The organism is Pseudomonas citri, assembly GCF_025336485.1.
Classification (GTDB): Bacteria; Pseudomonadota; Gammaproteobacteria; order Pseudomonadales; family Pseudomonadaceae; genus Aquipseudomonas; species Aquipseudomonas citri.
In genome coordinates this window covers 139622-155253 of record NZ_JAODAB010000003.1, presented here as the reverse complement: position 1 = coordinate 155253, position 15632 = coordinate 139622, and the positions used below count along the sequence as shown (strand labels likewise).

The 15632-nt window shown below is 58.8% G+C and carries 12 protein-coding genes; 4 read left to right on the top strand and 8 right to left on the bottom strand.

Features of this window, described 5'->3' with window-relative positions:
* Positions 1–35 precede the first annotated feature (35 nt).
* Genes N4Q37_RS04765 through N4Q37_RS04745 form a run of 5 tightly spaced genes read right to left on the bottom strand, consistent with a single transcriptional unit; the run spans position 36 to position 5802 of the window.
* On the bottom strand, positions 36–1538 hold the full coding sequence (locus tag N4Q37_RS04765) for a glycoside hydrolase family 32 protein (protein ID WP_260955750.1): 1503 nt from the start codon (positions 1536–1538) through the stop codon (positions 36–38).
* The gene (locus N4Q37_RS04760; protein ID WP_260955749.1) at positions 1535–2680 is read right to left on the bottom strand and encodes an ABC transporter ATP-binding protein; all 1146 of its coding nucleotides are present in this window, start codon (positions 2678–2680) and stop codon (positions 1535–1537) included. The genes N4Q37_RS04765 and N4Q37_RS04760 overlap by 4 nt, the downstream gene beginning before the upstream one ends.
* A gap of 27 nt (positions 2681–2707) precedes the next feature.
* Entirely contained in the window at positions 2708–3550 is an 843-nt protein-coding gene (locus N4Q37_RS04755; RefSeq protein ID WP_260955748.1) for a carbohydrate ABC transporter permease, read from the bottom strand.
* Complete coding sequence (locus tag N4Q37_RS04750) at positions 3547–4506, bottom strand: carbohydrate ABC transporter permease (protein ID WP_260955747.1); 960 nt, start codon at positions 4504–4506, stop codon at positions 3547–3549. Before N4Q37_RS04750 ends, N4Q37_RS04755 begins: the two co-directional genes overlap by 4 nt.
* 21 nt (positions 4507–4527) lie before the next feature.
* On the bottom strand, positions 4528–5802 hold the full coding sequence (locus tag N4Q37_RS04745) for an ABC transporter substrate-binding protein (protein WP_260955746.1): 1275 nt from the start codon (positions 5800–5802) through the stop codon (positions 4528–4530).
* A gap of 167 nt (positions 5803–5969) precedes the next feature.
* Here N4Q37_RS04745 and N4Q37_RS04740 point away from each other — a divergent pair, with 167 nt between their 5' ends.
* Positions 5970–7532 carry a carbohydrate porin gene (locus N4Q37_RS04740; protein ID WP_260955745.1) on the top strand — a complete coding sequence of 521 codons (1563 nt, stop codon included), beginning with the start codon at positions 5970–5972 and terminating at the stop codon, positions 7530–7532.
* Between the two features lie 99 nt (positions 7533–7631).
* On the opposite strand, the gene N4Q37_RS04735 is transcribed toward N4Q37_RS04740, so the two are convergent.
* Positions 7632–8513 (bottom strand): LysR substrate-binding domain-containing protein, encoded by an 882-nt coding sequence (locus N4Q37_RS04735; protein WP_260955744.1) that lies wholly within the window; start codon positions 8511–8513, stop codon positions 7632–7634.
* Positions 8514–8554: 41 nt separating this feature from the next.
* Between N4Q37_RS04735 and N4Q37_RS04730 the strand changes: the two genes are divergently transcribed.
* Genes N4Q37_RS04730 through N4Q37_RS04720 form a run of 3 tightly spaced genes read left to right on the top strand, consistent with a single transcriptional unit; the run spans position 8555 to position 12703 of the window.
* The gene (locus tag N4Q37_RS04730; protein WP_260955743.1) at positions 8555–8890 is read left to right on the top strand and encodes a hypothetical protein; all 336 of its coding nucleotides are present in this window, start codon (positions 8555–8557) and stop codon (positions 8888–8890) included.
* A 14-nt stretch (positions 8891–8904) separates the two neighbouring features.
* A complete protein-coding gene (locus N4Q37_RS04725) occupies positions 8905–10476 on the top strand; it encodes a methyl-accepting chemotaxis protein (RefSeq protein ID WP_260955742.1) in 1572 nt (523 codons plus the stop codon).
* A gap of 40 nt (positions 10477–10516) precedes the next feature.
* Positions 10517–12703, top strand: coding sequence for a putative bifunctional diguanylate cyclase/phosphodiesterase (locus tag N4Q37_RS04720; RefSeq protein WP_260955741.1), 2187 nt, complete (start codon positions 10517–10519; stop codon positions 12701–12703).
* Positions 12704–12764: 61 nt separating this feature from the next.
* Here the strand turns inward: N4Q37_RS04720 and fliB are convergent, their stop codons facing one another.
* Both fliB and N4Q37_RS04710 read right to left on the bottom strand, forming a co-directional pair.
* Positions 12765–13940, bottom strand: coding sequence for a flagellin lysine-N-methylase (gene fliB, locus N4Q37_RS04715; RefSeq protein ID WP_260955740.1), 1176 nt, complete (start codon positions 13938–13940; stop codon positions 12765–12767).
* Between the two features lie 211 nt (positions 13941–14151).
* Positions 14152–15513 (bottom strand): GntP family permease, encoded by a 1362-nt coding sequence (locus N4Q37_RS04710; protein WP_260955739.1) that lies wholly within the window; start codon positions 15511–15513, stop codon positions 14152–14154.
* Between the last annotated feature and the right edge of the window lie 119 nt (positions 15514–15632).

The following is a 15632-nucleotide window of genomic DNA, read 5'->3' as shown; positions in this document are numbered from 1 at the left end:
AGGGCCCGGGTTTTTCGCGACCCGAATGACGACGTTCACAGCCACCCCGAGGCCAGGGGCCATGCTTGGGTAATGGACGCGCATCCGCCAGTCCCATTTGCCAGCAGTTTCACCCCCAGGCTGTCGCTCCGTGGATAGAGGCGGCTGCTGAGGCTGAAACACCCGTCCTCTTCGAACACCTCGATGGAGGACCGATCCAGGAACACCCGCAGGCGCAAGTCCTTTTGTGCCGGCTCTATCGACACGCTGCGCTGGCCGGTCACTTGCGCACCCGAACGGCTGCGGTCGAGCACCAGGCGCTGCAACGAGGCATCGTAGTAGAGCAGGGTACGTTCCTGCTCATCAGCGCTGCAACGCAAGGCGATGCCCAGGTGGCCGTCGGTGCAATCGCGCAGATCCAGGTGCACGTGGATTTCGAGCCGGTCGCCATTTATCTGCGGGACCCAGCGGCTGCCCGGTCCACTCCACGCCGGTGCGCTCGGCAGTGGCGCCTGGCGCAGGGCGACCAGCTCCCGTGCCGGAAATATCCTCAGCCGGTCGGCGTGCAATCGCAGTTCACGCGGCAGGCCGAGCATGCCGCACCAGTGATGGGACTGGCTCGGCATCGGGCTTTCCCACATGTCGAGCCAAGCCCATACCAGGCGTCGTCCATCGGCGGCCACCAGCGTTTGCGCGGCATAGAAGTCGTGGCCGTTATCCAGCTCGATGAACGGCCCGCCGCTGAAGTGCCACTGACTGTCGAGCAGGCCAATACGGTAGCCGGTCTGGTACTTATTGAGCCGTTCGTAACCCGCCGGTTGCATGCCCTGGGGCGAGTACAACAGCACGTCGCGCCCATCGAGTTGAAACAGATCCGGACATTCCCACATGTAGCCGTCGCCCTGCTGGCCGCTGGACACGTAGTCGAGAAATTCCCAGGCGCGCAGATCGACGGACCGGTACAGCGGCAGCAGCGGTGTATCACCCAGGCGCGCGCCAGTGATCAGGTACCAGAAACCGTCCTGTTGCCAGACCTTGGGATCACGAAAATGCATGATCCCGTCCTGCGGCGCGGCGTCGATCACGGCACCCTGCTTGACGAAGTGAATGCCGTCGACACTGGTAGCCAGGCATTGGACCTGGCGGATCTGGCGCTCGTCCCCCACGTCCCCCAGCCACGTGTGCCCGGTGTAGATCAGCGCCAGGGTATCGCCACACACCACCGCGCTACCGGAAAAACAGCCGTCGCGGTCGAAGTCATCGCCCGGCGCCAGCGCGATGGGCAGGTGCTGCCAATGGACCAGGTCGGTACTCTTGGCGTGGCCCCAGTGCATCGGGCCCCATTTCGCGTCGAAGGGATGGTATTGATAGAACACGTGGTACTCGCCACGGAAATACACCACCCCGTTAGGGTCGTTCATCCAGCCGACCGGCGGGGCCAGGTGGTAGTGGGGACGATAGTCATCGATTACCCGAGACTGGCCGTCCGCCAGGGCTTGCTGTGCCCGCTCGAGGGGCGACGGTGCTGGAGTGCGGGTGGCCTTCGAAGATGAGGTCATAGGGCGTCCGCTCGTACCGCTTGTTGCTTGATGCCGTCCGGCAAGGTCAGGTTGATCGGTGGCAGTCGCTTCAATGCCACACCGTCGGCGTCGAAGAGGTGCAGGTTGGCAAGGTCCAGCTCCAACTCGACCCGATCACCCACCCGCCAGCCGGCGTTGACATCGCAGCGACAGATCAGTGGCTCGTCCTGACCGGTGTCGAGGTGCACATAGGTTTCGCTGCCCAGGTATTCGACGCCGGTCACGACAATGCCAGCGGTGCCATGCACCGCTTTCAGCGCGATATGTTCCGGGCGGATGCCCAGGCTCAGTTGCGCATTCGCGGACAGGGCCGAACTGTCGAAGGGCAGGGGCGTCTTGCCCAGCACGAGGCTTTCGACCAGGCTGGTTTCGCCTGGCGCGTGCAGGAACGCCGCCAGGAAATTCATCCTGGGCGAGCCCAGGAAACCGGCGACAAAACGACTGGCCGGGCGCTCATAGAGTTCACGCGGCGAGCCGACCTGTTCGATGCGACCACCGTTGAGCACGACAATCTTGTCGGCCAAGGTCATCGCCTCGACCTGGTCGTGGGTGACGTAGATCATGGTCGACGCCAGGCGCGCATGCAGCCGGGCGATTTCGTTACGCATCTGCACCCGCAGGGAGGCGTCGAGATTGGACAGGGGTTCATCAAACAACAGAATGTCCGGTTCCCGTGCCATGGCCCGACCCATCGCCACTCGCTGACGCTGGCCTCCCGAGAGTTCCTTGGGCTTGCGTTGCAGCAGTTTGTCCAGCTGCAGGATCTGTGCGGTTTTCAGCACGCGCTCGCGCAGGCTGGTCTTTTCGGTCTTGGCCAGCTTGAGGCCAAAGCTGATGTTGTCGTAGACGCTCATGTGCGGGTACAGCGCGTAGGATTGAAACACCATGCCGACGCCCCGCTCGCGCGGCTCCAGGTCATTGACCCGTCGCCCGTCGATGAGCAGGTCGCCGCCGCAGATTGAATCCAGCCCGGCGATCAGTCGCAACAGGGTCGATTTGCCGCAGCCCGACGGGCCGACGAACACCACGAATTCACCCGCGACGATCTCCAGGTTGACGTCCCGCAGAATGCGCAGGCCGCCCAATTGTTTGTTCACGTTGTCCAGCTTTAACTTGATCACGATGCTGTTCCTTGTTTTTGTGGGGGCTCAGCCCTTGAGCGCGCCGGTGGTAAGGCCGGAAACGATTCGGCGCTGGAAAATCAGCACCAGGATCACCAAGGGGACGGTGACCAGTACCGATGCCGCCATCAGCAAACCCCAAGGCAGCTCATGGGAACTGCCGCCGGAAATCAGGGCGATGGCGACCGGGACCGTGCGCTGGGTGTCGGTGAGGGTGAAGGTCAGGGCAAACAGGAATTCGTTCCACGCGGCGATGAACGCCAGCAGACCGGTGGTGACCAGGGCCGGCCAGAGCAGCGGCAGCAACACGCGCACCAGGGTGATCCAAGGCGAGGCGCCGTCCATGATGGCCGCTTCTTCCAGCTCGTGAGGCAGTTGCCCCATGAACGTGGTCAGTACCCAGACGGTGAAGGGCAGGGTGAAAATCGTGTAGCTGAGGATCAACGCCCAGGAGGTGTTGTACAGCCCCAGGGAACGGATTACCTCGAACAGGCCCGACAACACCGCGACCTGGGGAAACATCGACACACCCAGTACCAGCATCAGCACCGTGCCGCGCCCGCGGAACTTCACCCGACCCAAGGCATAGGCGGCGGTCAGGCTGAGGAACAGTGCCAGTGCGACCACGCACAACGCGACCGCCAGCGAGTTACCGATCGCCCGCAGGAACGAGGCCTGGTTGAGCACCGCGGCATAGTTGGAGAAGTCGGGAGTGTCGATCCAGTAGCTCACCTGGAACAGGGCGCTGGAAGGTTTGAACGACGTTACGATGGCGTAGTAGAAAGGGAAGACTGCATAGATCAGCAGCACCCCGATCAGGCTCCAGAAACCGAGACGCAGCAGGGCTTTCTTCAGCAGGCGCGAGCTCATGAGCGCACCTCCAGCTGACGGCGTCCGAGGTACAGATACGCCATGGCGATCGCGGCAACCACCAGGAACAACAAGGTCGAGGCGGCGCTGCCGTAGCCGACGTCCTGGAATTCCACCAGGTGCTGGCGGGCATAGACCGACATGCTCATGGTGCTCGACGAATTGGATGTCAGCACATAGATAACGTCGAACACCCGCAACGAATCGAGGATGCGGAAGATCGCCGCCACCAGCAGCGCCGGCATCAACAGTGGCAGCGTGACCCGCCAGAACACCTTCAGGGGGTGAATGCCATCGACCCGGGCGGCTTCGTAGCAGTCGCCGGGCAACATCTGCAGGGCGGCCAGCATCAATAGGGTGACAAACGGGACGGTTTTCCAGACGTCGACAATGATCACCGCCCACATCGACAGGTTCGCATCTGCCGTCCAGGCCAGGGGGGCGTCGATCAGGCCGAGGCTGAGCATCAGATGGTTGAGGATGCCGAACTGGTCGTTGAGCATCCATGACCAGATCTTCGCCGAGACAATGGTCGGAATGGCCCAGGGAATCAGGATCAATGCCCGTACCAGAGCCCGTCCGTTGAACTTGACGTTCAACAGTAACGCCACCAGCAGCCCCAGTACGATCTCCAACCCCACGGACACCGCAGTGAAGTGCAAGGTGTTGCGCACTGCGTTCCACCATTGTGGATCGACCAGGATGCCCGACCAGCCGGTGCCGTTGTAGAACAGGTAGTTGCTCAAGCCTACGAAGCTCGCGTCGCCGGTGTCGGCCAGGCTGGCGTCGGTCAGGCTGAACCAGAAGGTGCGCAGCAGCGGCCAGGCCGCGACCAGCGCCAGGCACAGCAACATCGGCGCGAGGAACAACCAGGCGGCACGCACACGTCGGCGCTGTACCGGCGTATCTCGTGGGACCCACTCATCATCAGGGGCAAGTGCGGTGGAGACAGACATGGTGATTTTCTTCCTTGTGGCTTACCAGTTCCGGCGCTTGATGCGCGTCAGTTCACTTTCCAGTTCGGCCAGGGCCTGGTCGACAGGCAACTCGCCCGCGAGCACGCCATGCACCTGGTCGAAAAACGCATTGGAAACCCGTGGGTAACGCTCGGCGGTGATCGCGGCAGGGCGCATGACGCCGTCATTGAGGATGCTGTGCAGTTGGCTGTAGTACGGCATGGCTTTGAGCAGGTCAGGGTCTTGGTAGAGCGATTCGATCACCGGGTTATAAGCGCCGACCAAGGCCCGGTGCTTCTGCTGTTGGGCGCTGCTCAGGTAGCTCACCAGCTCGGCCGCCAGTTTGGGATGGGCGCTGTAGCGCGAAACGGCCAGGCCCCAGCCACCGAGGGTGGAGGCATGGGTGCCGGACTCGCCGCCACGGGGCAGGGGCGCGACGCCGACCTTGTCTTTTACGGCGCTGTCCGGGCTCTGCACCAGGGCCCAGACATACGGCCAGTTACGCATGAACAGCGCATTACCCGACTGGAAAACCCCACGTCCTTCTTCTTCGGTGTAGTTGAGTACGCCGCGTGGAGAGATGTCGCCCACCCAGCTTTTCGCCAAGGTCAACGCTGCCTTCGAGGCTGCGGTGTTGACCACGATGTCGCCTTGGGCATTGACCAGGCCACCTTGCGGCTGGCTGCTGATCCACTCCAGGGCGTTGCACGTCAGGCCCTCGTAAGCGCGCCCCTGGAACACATAACCCCACGTGTTGGCGTTACCGGCGCCGCGCTCGGCCTGCTGGATATTCCTGGCGGTCGCGGTCATTTCCTCCCAGGTCTGGGGGACTGGCCTGTTGTACTTCTCGAGCAGGTCCTTGCGGTAATAAAGCAGGCCCGAATCGGTGAACCACGGCATCGTCACCAGCCGTCCGTTCACCGTGGCGTTGTCCACCTGGGCCTGGAAGAAGCCTTGAGTGGCGTTGGCGGGCAGCACCTCGCGCAGATCCATCAGGTGCTTGGCGAGCATGCCAGGCCACACCATGTCGATCTGGATGATGTCGATGTCGCTGGACTGCGCGCTGAGGATCTGTTGGTAGAAGGACAACCGTTCGGTCGCCGAGTTAGGCGTGGAGACCACTTCAACGCTGTGGCCGGACTGTTTCGACCACGCGTCAACAGCCTCCTTACACAATTGCAGTTCGGCGCCCACGGCACCGCAGGAGATGGTCAGGTTGGCAGCACTGGAAAGGCTCGGAAGCCCGACGCAAAGGGCGAGCAATGCGCCTGGAAGGAACGATTTGAGCGGTTTCATAAGGCCCTCTTTATTTTTGTTTTTAGAAAAGTTAACGTTAACATCGCCAAATGTAGCAGCGTATTTGCCATGAGGCATCCTTTTTTTCGCAGGTTCTGACAATTCGGAATCTCGGTGCGGAAACAGGGCGCGGGAACGAAAAATAACAACAAAACAGGGAAATCCACATGCAGAAAGCATCAGGCTGGCTTCTGGCGGGCGTGCTCGGCACCTCGGCGGCCACTTCTCAGGCGGCGACGCTGGAAGAACGCATGGCCGCGTTCGAGGCTCGCACCAGTGCCGCGGAAAAACGCGCCGCCGCCGCGGAACAACAGACCCAGGCATTGGCCAGGGAGCTGCAACAACTCAAGCTCGCCGCGTCCACTCAACCCGCACCGACGCCCGTCGCGAGCGTTGCCGCGCCCACGCTGGATTCACGATTGGCAAAGCTCGAAGCCCGTCAGCAAAGCATGGAAAAACAGAACAGCGGCGCGCACCTTACCGACGGTTTCAGTTTCAAGGGGTATGCCCGCTCCGGATTGCTGGTCAACGACGGGCTGGGCGGTGGTCGTGGCGGCCCTTATGCCACGCCGGCCGGCTCGGTTGGTGGCGCCGTCGGGCGACTCGGCAACGAGGACGACACCTACATGCGGATCGACCTGTCCAAGGAGATGTACGCCCAGAACGGCACCCACTCGAAATTTACCGTGTCCATCGCCGATGGCGTGGAAAGCTCCAACGACTGGACGGCCAGCGAAAGTAACCTGAACGTGCGCCAAGTGTTTACCGAACTGGATCACCTGGCCGCATTCAAGGGTAACCCAATGTTCGAAAACGCCACTTTGTGGGCGGGTAAACGCTTTGATCGCGACAACTTCGACATCCACTGGCTGGACTCGGACGTCATCTACCTGGCCGGTACCGGGGGCGGTATCTACGACGTGCAGATGACCAAGGACTGGCGCTCGAATTATTCGTTGATCGGGCGCAACTACGGCGAGTTCAGCGAGGGCGGCGTCAATGCCGATGTGGAAAGCTACGTCCTGACCTCCAACCAGTTTTTCGATAACGGGCAGTGGCAGTGGATGTTCAACGCCATTGGTTCGAAGAAAAACGACATCGGCACGCGAAGCAATGAGGCCGGCCTGAGCCCCGCCGATTCCGGCTTGCACACCATGGTGGCCAACCACCAGAAGAACTTCTTCGGCAGGGAAGGCTTCTTCAAGACGGCGTTGCTCTATGGACAAGGCCTGGGGGCGGAGGTCAAGAACGTCGGCGCCGATGGCGAACTGATCGACGACGCCCGCGCGCTACGCCTGGCACTCTACGGCGAGACGCCCATCGCCCCTGGCTGGCGCATCGGCCCCAGCCTGCTGGCCGAGCAGAGCAAGGACCGCTATGTCCAGGGCGATGACTACCGCTGGATGACGCTGAACGTCCGGCTGGCCAATGAAATCAACAGCAATTTCGAGATGGCCTACGAGATGAGCTGGCAAACCATGGACCTGGACCCCAAAGGCTACCTGCAACGCAACGCGGTCAACGGCAGTTTCTGGAAGTTCACCGTCGCCCCGACTTTCAAGCCCGACCTGGGGGACCTGCTCACACGCCCCGAACTGCGGGTGTTCGCCAGCGTCATGGATTGGTCCTCTGACCTGGACCGGTACAGCACCACGGATGCTTTCGGTAAGTCCGACTTCAATGCTGGCGGGGTGTGGCAGTACGGGATTCAGATGGAGACGTGGTTTTGAATGAGCGGTCATGAAGGTGCGGCGCGATGATGCCTTGCCTCATCATCGCTTCGCGCCCCACATTCGGATGTTCCGCAAAGTCACTCGCCGGGCCCCATCCTATGGGCTGCAGTTGGCCGTTTTATCAATCACATAATCGAGAAAAGTACGCGCTGCCGGCGACAGGGATTTTTGATTCGGAAAAACTGCATAATACCCATCGGTGGGGAGAAAGTATTCCGGAAGAACATGAATCAACTCTCTTCTTTTAAACTGAATCATCACGTTATTTAACAATGCAATACCAAGTCCTTGGGTGGCGGCATTGATCAAGCCGAGCATTGAATTTGACGAGAATCTTCCTCGGATAGGTACGCTGAAAAATTCATCAAACCTCTTGAGCGTCAAGGTGTTGTTGAGTGTTTGCCCCAGGAATTGAATATGTTCATGACCAATAAGATCGTCTATGGACTGGGGGGTGCCATGCTCAATCAGATACTCTTCGCTTGCATACAAGCCCAAGGTGACATCGCATAGTTTTCGCATGACATAACTGCTTTTTTTAGGCTTGCCGACGCGTAACAGCAAGTCGATACCATCCTCCGTGAGGTTCGGCTCTACATCGGCAACGATCAGCTCCAGCTCTATGTCGGGATATTTATTGAAAAAATTTTGCAGGAAGTCATATTCAGAATGCTCGAAAAAACTGCTCGACACCTGGACACGTGCTTTCCCAGAGGGCTGTCCTTCCATATGCCTGAGGGATTCTATCGATGTGAGAAGTGTGTCGACACTCTTGAAACTCTGGTTATACAGCTGCTCGCCCGCGGGAGTGCAGCGAAGCGCGCGGGTCGAGCGAAAAAGAAGGGGAGTTCCCAAGAGTTGCTCTAGATTGGCCAGGCGACGACTCAGGGTATTGGCTGGCACTCCCAGCTTCTTGCTGGCTATTGAGAGATTACCACTGCGGACAATTTGTACAAAGATAGCTATATCATTGAGCATGATTAACCTTGGTATTTGCCAGGTGCTGGCAAAGAGTGGAGTTGTCAGTTTTATTTTTCCAGCGCCAGCGATTGTCGTTGAGTGGTCGCTTACTTGATCAAGTTTCCTTTGGGGCTGCGATTTTACCGAGGATGACCAGGATTAGGAATGTTGAAATATGGATTTCAGATATCCATATTTGGATTTTTAATAAGCGATTCCTTCTTTTGCAAGGCGGTGATATTCTTCGTACTGGCACTTTGGTTCCACATTTTATCCCATTCAATCGACGGTCGTTTGTCGAGCTGGAAGTGTCTTTTTCAAAAATACTTTGCAATGGCCACTTGTCGGTTTTTCCGGCAGTGAAGCATCAGTACGACCGGAATAAAACAGTATGACGAGGTTGTCGCCCATGTCGCGTGGTTTCGCATTAGAGCATTTGACCGTCACCCGAAAACTGGCGCTGGGGTTCGGATTGTTATTGGCCCTGGCTGTATTACTTGCATTGACGGGTTTTTATGGCTTGCGTGGCGACGGTCAGTCCCTGACACGGATCAATCGCCTTGGCAGCCTGTTCGATCAGACGGTCTTCTCCCGGGATGCCAATTTCGTTTATGCCTTGACGGCGGATTCAGAGCAGCTCGCCCGACATGATGCGAACCTGAAAACCATGCAACAGATGCTCTCCAGTATGTTGGATGATATCCGGGCCGGCGGCTGGCCCCAGGAGGATCTGGGGGCGGTAAGGCGCCTGGACGAAAAACTGCGTGCCTATATCGACACACAACATCGCAGACAGTCTGGACCAGAGAATGCGCAAGTGGCCTTGAAACTGAATGAGTCACTGGCGTCCTTGCAAGGTGAAATCAATGAGTTGTATGCCGCCGAAGAAAACCGGGCCAAGAGCAGCGTGGATCTCGTGCTCATCATCCTGGGTGCGGTCACACTCTTTTCATTGGCATTGGGCGGGCTGATTGCCTGGGGTATCGGTCGTCAGATCGTCATTCCCCTACAACAGACGTTGCAGGCTTCAGAACGCATTGCCAATGGCGACCTGACCGTAGAACTGCATAGCGACCGCGCCGACGAACTGGGACAACTGTTGCGTTCAATCAACAACATGAGTCGGCGCCTGCGTGATGTCATCTCGCAAATTGGCGGCAGTTCGCATCGGCTGGCCGCTTCTGCGAGCCAGTTGGCGACCATCACCACCCAGACCCGGGCAGGTATCGACAGCCAGAAGAGCGAAACCGATCTGGTCGCAACAGCAATGAATGAAATGACCTCGACCGTGCTTGAGGTGGCTCGCCACTCTGAAAATGCAGCTGGAGCGGCAAAAACAGCCGACCTTGAGGCCAGCAATGCCTTGGAGGTATCGCAGCAGGCGGTGGTACAGATAGAGACGCTCGCCCGCGAGGTCGGCATGTCCGCCGAGTCCATGACCCGTCTTCATCAGGAAAGCGAGCGTATCGGCGGCGTGCTCGATGTCATCAAGACAGTCGCCGGACAAACCAATCTGCTGGCCCTCAACGCGGCCATCGAGGCGGCACGCGCAGGTGAGGCGGGTCGTGGCTTTGCTGTGGTCGCGGACGAAGTACGCAGCCTGGCGCAACGTACACAACAGTCATCGGAAGAAATCGAAAACCTGATCGAAGGCCTGCAGCGGATCGCTGAAGAAAGTTCACGGATGATGCAAACCAGCGTGCAACAGACGCGTTCGACGGTCACCGGCGTACGTGATACCGGGGAGGCCCTGGCGACGATTACACAGCAGGTTTCCAACATCCAGCAGATGAGCATGTTGATCGCCACGGCAGCGGAGGAGCAGACCGCCGTAGCCGAGGAGATCAACCGCAGCGTCTTGAATGTGCGTGAAACCGCCGACCAGTCTGCTGAAGCCAGCGCTGAAATTGCTGCGTCCAGTGTTGAACTGGCTCAGCTTGGGGGTGAGCTGCAAGGCCTGGTCAGTCGATTCACCGTGTGAAGCCTCGAATGATTCCGATTGACACAGTCAGGGACGACCTATGAGCGAGATTTATGAACAGCAAGGTTGGGCAATGCCTGAGCCCGCGTCGTTACGCGGCCTGGGTGTAATCGACAGGCTATGCTCGCTCTCGTTGTTGAGCAAAGTCTCGCTGAGTTTCATTGCGATCCATCTGCTTGCGACGATCCTCTTTACCGTCAGTGGTTATCGCTTGAAAACCGCTGCCGACGATAAAGTGATCAACACTCGCCTGACCAGTACCGTGCAAGCGTTGCCGATGGTAATCGGTGACGATTATCTGCGCGAACTGCTGAGTGACGGACCGTTCGATGAGCAGCGCTACCGTTCGATGTTGTTGTTGCTGGATGAGTATGCGCAAAAGGCCGGGGTCGATTCGATCTACGTCCTGGTCCGACGCCAGGGCCATACCCGTTTCGTAATGGACTCGGCGAGCGTGACGAAAATTGAAGCCGGTCTCTATGGCAAGCACCTGGCCGTTTATGAAAGTGGTCCGCCTGAACTGGATCGGGTGTTTCAGAGCAGGCACAACGCTTTTGCCGAGTACCGTGACGAGTTTGGCAGCTTCCGTTCCCTGTTTTCACCTTTGGCCGGACCACAGGGTGTCGATCTGGTCCTCGGGGCGGACGTCACCCTCAAGGAGATCGAGGCGGAACGACTGGCCTGCCTGTTGTTGTTCCTGGGCATCGGCCTGGCGACGTTCCTGCTCGGCTTGCTGGTCGGTCTGCCTCTGGCGCGCGCCTTTATTGCCCCCTTGCGCAACCTGAGCCAGGCGGCTCGACAGATTGCCAGTGGCGACTACCGGTTGAACCTGCCTACCGGTCGGGATGAATTGGGCACCTTGTCTTATGCGATAGGGCGCATGAGCGATGTCATTGCCAGTCGGGAGTTACGAATATCCCAACTGGCGTTCGAAGACCCATTGACAGGTTTGCCCAACCGGACGCGATTCGTCATGGATGTCGATCAGTTGCTCGAAGAGGGATATCGAAGGGGGCCCGAACTTTCCGTCGCCATCTTCGATATCCGCGACGTCAAACGCATCAACTCGCTGTACGGCTATGCTGATGGCAACCTGCTGTTGCAAGGGGTGGCGCAGCGTCTGGCAGCCGTGCTTGGTGAAGGGGAGATCCTGGCACGGTTGCCCTCCGACGGATTCGCGCTGTTGCTGCGTTGTGATGAAGAGGCTTGTCTTGCCCGCCTTGTCAGGACGCTCGATGTTCCCTTCAGCCTCGGCGGACATCATCGGGTCAGGGTCGATGCCCGCCTCGGGCTGGCCCGTTTTCCAAGTCATGGCCGACAGGTCCAGGATTTGCTCTGTCATGCCGAGGCCGCCCTGGATTCGGCCCGCAACCTGGCGCGCACTCATGTGTTCTACGATCCAGAGCAGGAGCGTCGGCGTCAGCAGATGATGGCTCTGCTGGATGATTTCGATGGGGCTATTGCTGCCGGTGAGTTGCGAGTCTTCCTGCAACCCAAGGCCGCGCTCGGCAGTGGCAGGGTTGATGCCGCCGAAGCGCTGGTGCGCTGGCAACACCCTTGCTTGGGTTTGCTTGCGCCGGGGGCCTTTCTACCGATCATCGAACATAACGGCAAGATCTGCGCGCTCAGTCTCTGGCTATTGCGCGAATGCATGCAGTTGGCGCGAGCCTATGCCAATTCCCGGGCCGTTCGGATCAGCGTCAACCTGAGCGTGCAGGATCTGGAGTCCCCTGCCTTTCCAAAAAAAGTCGAGGCCTTGCTCCAGCAAACCGGGGCCAGGGCCGAGCATATTTGTCTGGAAATCACCGAATCCAGTGCCATGCATAATCCCGATCAGGCCCTGGCATCGTTGTCGCAACTGCGTCGGCTGGGTTTCGCACTGTCGATCGATGATTTCGGCACCGGTCATTCATCATTGGCCTACCTGTCGAGGTTGCCTGTCGATGAACTGAAAATCGATCGTTCTTTCATCGCCCAACTGCACCGTCCCGAACAGCAGGAGATTGTCAGGGCGATTGTGCAACTCGGCTTGATCATGAATTTACGCCTCGTTGCCGAAGGCGTGGAGCACCCGGATGCCTGCGACGTGCTGGAGCGTTTCGGCTGCCATGAGGTGCAGGGGTACTTGATCGCAAAGCCGATGCCGGTCGCCGATTTTTTCGCCTGGTTGGCTGCCTGTGGTGGGCATTGGCGACCCGGCCATGGACTGACTCACGATCTTGCGTGAGCACAAGTCCGGTACCATGGTCAGGTGCAGCCAACCTGCGGGTTAGTCTGTCACTGCCTATTCAGTTGTGCATTTGCGCGAGCAGGGCACACAGATACGATGCACCTCTCTCGCCAATTGCGTTGCGCAAAGTCCTTTCGGCTGCCGTAACAGCGTTATGGCTGGCCGCCCGGCAAAATCGATAGACCAGATCGACGATTTTTTGCTCGTCCGGCGCCTGCCGTGTGTCCACATCACAGTAGGCAAGCAGCAGGTAGCGTAAGGTCAAGGTTCGGATTGCCAACGTGGCCGCCCACTCAGTCAGGCTCACACCGTAATCGAGGCCGGCAGGGGTATTGGAAATGAACGGGAACCCCGTGCGTGTCATTTCGGCGGCGATGAAACGCTTCAGGACTGGATCGAGCGCGGTGTGAAGCTCCTCACGGTAAAGCTCCCGATAGGCCGGCTTGAGCAGCCATTGAGCCAGCTCCGGCGTTTCTCCCGGCTCGATCGCCGAGGCGCCGAGTATCTGCTGACGCATTGCTTGGGGTACGCCTGACGCATTCAGGACACTCATCAATACAATCAGCAACGGGTCAGCCAGAATCGGCTCGCTGCTCGCTATTGGCGATTCATATTCCGACGTCTGAAGGGGTAGCTTCTCGGCCCAGTCGGCATAGGGAATCGTGGCCAGCCGGGCGGCGATCCAGTTCAGGCGCAGCAGTACCTGGTCGACAGACAATTGCGTCGATAGCGTCATTTGTAACAGCAGGCTGACCACGGATCGCCATTGGGACAAGTTCATACCAGGAACAGCCTGATTACGGGCCCCGTAAAGATGGAAGTCGTCCTGCCGGCTCTCCTCCATGTGGAAGGGGGCGTCGCCAAACAGCCCCAAGCGGGCAACTTCCGGGCAACTCATGGTCGCAGACTTCACCAGGGCGTCGTTTATCCGGCGATACATACGCGGGTAGTTGGCACAAGTATCGGTGAGCACCTGCTCGCCATGCTGAGCATGTATCCGGCAACGCCCACCCTCAAGCGCCCCACACTGACCGCCAGCTCTGTTCATCTGATAACCGGAATCGTCCTTGGCGATCAGGTTCAGGAGTTCTGGATAGCTGCGGCTATACAGGTCCTGGCTACGTTCGCTGACCGCGATTCGCCAGTCGCCTTTACAGCAGTTGTCTTCGCAGCGTTCGGCCAAGCATGAGAATTGCTGCACATATCGGTAAGCCATGGCGGACTGAATACCCATGAACATCTCCAGTGATCAAGATTCGGTCAGGGTGAGTGGTCGTTGCACTGGAGTTGTTCCATGGGGGAGAGCAAATCGTGAAGGCGCTTATGGGGGGAGCGAGGGTGCGCAGCGAACCACAGCAGCAAGCCAAAGCCTGACGCAGCTCGCGCATCATCAGCGGGAGCTGGTAGGTCAGTTCAAGGTTTAGGTCGCGGTAACAGCACCGCGATCAACCGCCGTTACTGATGGACATGATGTGGTTAAGCGCAAGCGTCGCCACCAATGCCACGATCGAGGCAACCACCGTTCCTCCGGTGAACTTTTTCAACGCCTCGGACAGTGAGACACCCAGGTACTCTTTCACCACCCAGAACGCTGAGTCCGTTACGTGAGCCCAGCCGATGGAGCCTGCACCAATGGCGATGACCAGTATTTCCGGTTTCAACGTGGGGTCTGCAGCCAGCATGGGATGGATGATGCCGGCTGCGCTGACCATCGCTACGGTGGCGGAGCCGACTGAGAAGTGCATGACCCACGCGATGAACCAGGCCAGGATGATCAGGTTGATATCCGAGCCGACCAGCAATCCTGAAATAGCCTTGCCCACGCCGCTTTCGATCAGAACCGCATTGAACGCGCCGCCGGCGCCGATGACGAAAATGATGTTCGCCAAGGGCGGGAAGCTGCGTTGAGTGAGCTCCAGCAGTTCGGTCATGCTGCGATTTTGTCGAAGCCCCAGTGACCAGTAACCGAACGCTACGGAGAGCATCAGGGCAATCAGCGGGTTACCCACGAACTGGCCTGCGACTCTGGCCCAGGCGCCCTCGGCGAGCCCTGCCGTTGCGGTTTTGAGCACCATGAGGATCAGCGGAAGGCTGATGGTCAGTAAGGTAATAGCGAAACCTGGCAGTGTTCTGGCCGCTCCTACACTGCCTCCCTGGGCTTTCAGGAACACCTGTTGTTTGTCGCCTGCGTCTTTGGCACAGAAGAGGCTGACCCAGATCGGCCCCGCGATGATCATTGTCGGGATGCCGACGAGAAGACCATAAACAATCACCGCGCCGACGTCCGCACCCATCATCACCGTGATTGCCATGGCGGCGGGGTGTGGCGGCAGAATGCAGTGGATGGTCATCAGCGAGATAGCGAGGGGGATGCCCAGGTACAAGGTGTTGATCTTTGTCTCCCGTGCTACCACGTACACGAGGGGAATGAGCAACACAAAGCCGACTTCGAAAAACACAGGGATTCCGGCGAGCGCACCGACGATTGCCATGACCCAATGGGCTCGTCTGGACCCCAGATTGTCCAGCAGGGTTTTTGCCAGGCGCTCTGCGCCGCCTGATTCTTCAAGTATTTTTCCGAGAACGCCGCCGAGGCCGATGATTGCGATCAAAAAGCCGAGTGTCCCACCGATACCGGACTCAAGGGTTGTAACGATTTTAGCGATGGGCATGCCCGCGCCAGCGCCGACCACGAAGCAAGCAATCATCAGTGCAATGAAGGCGTGAACCCGCACTTTCATGATGAGGACAATGATCAACACAATGGACGAGAAGAGAACGCCAAGCAGCCAGGTACTTTCCTGCATGAATAATTGCCTCACACTTCATGTTTTATAAGTGTCTTGTTATGTTTGTTTGTGACTTGATTGAGTTAGGGCAGGGCCTAAAAGATGTTGCGGGCATTGAGGGAGAGGGTGCGTTCTCT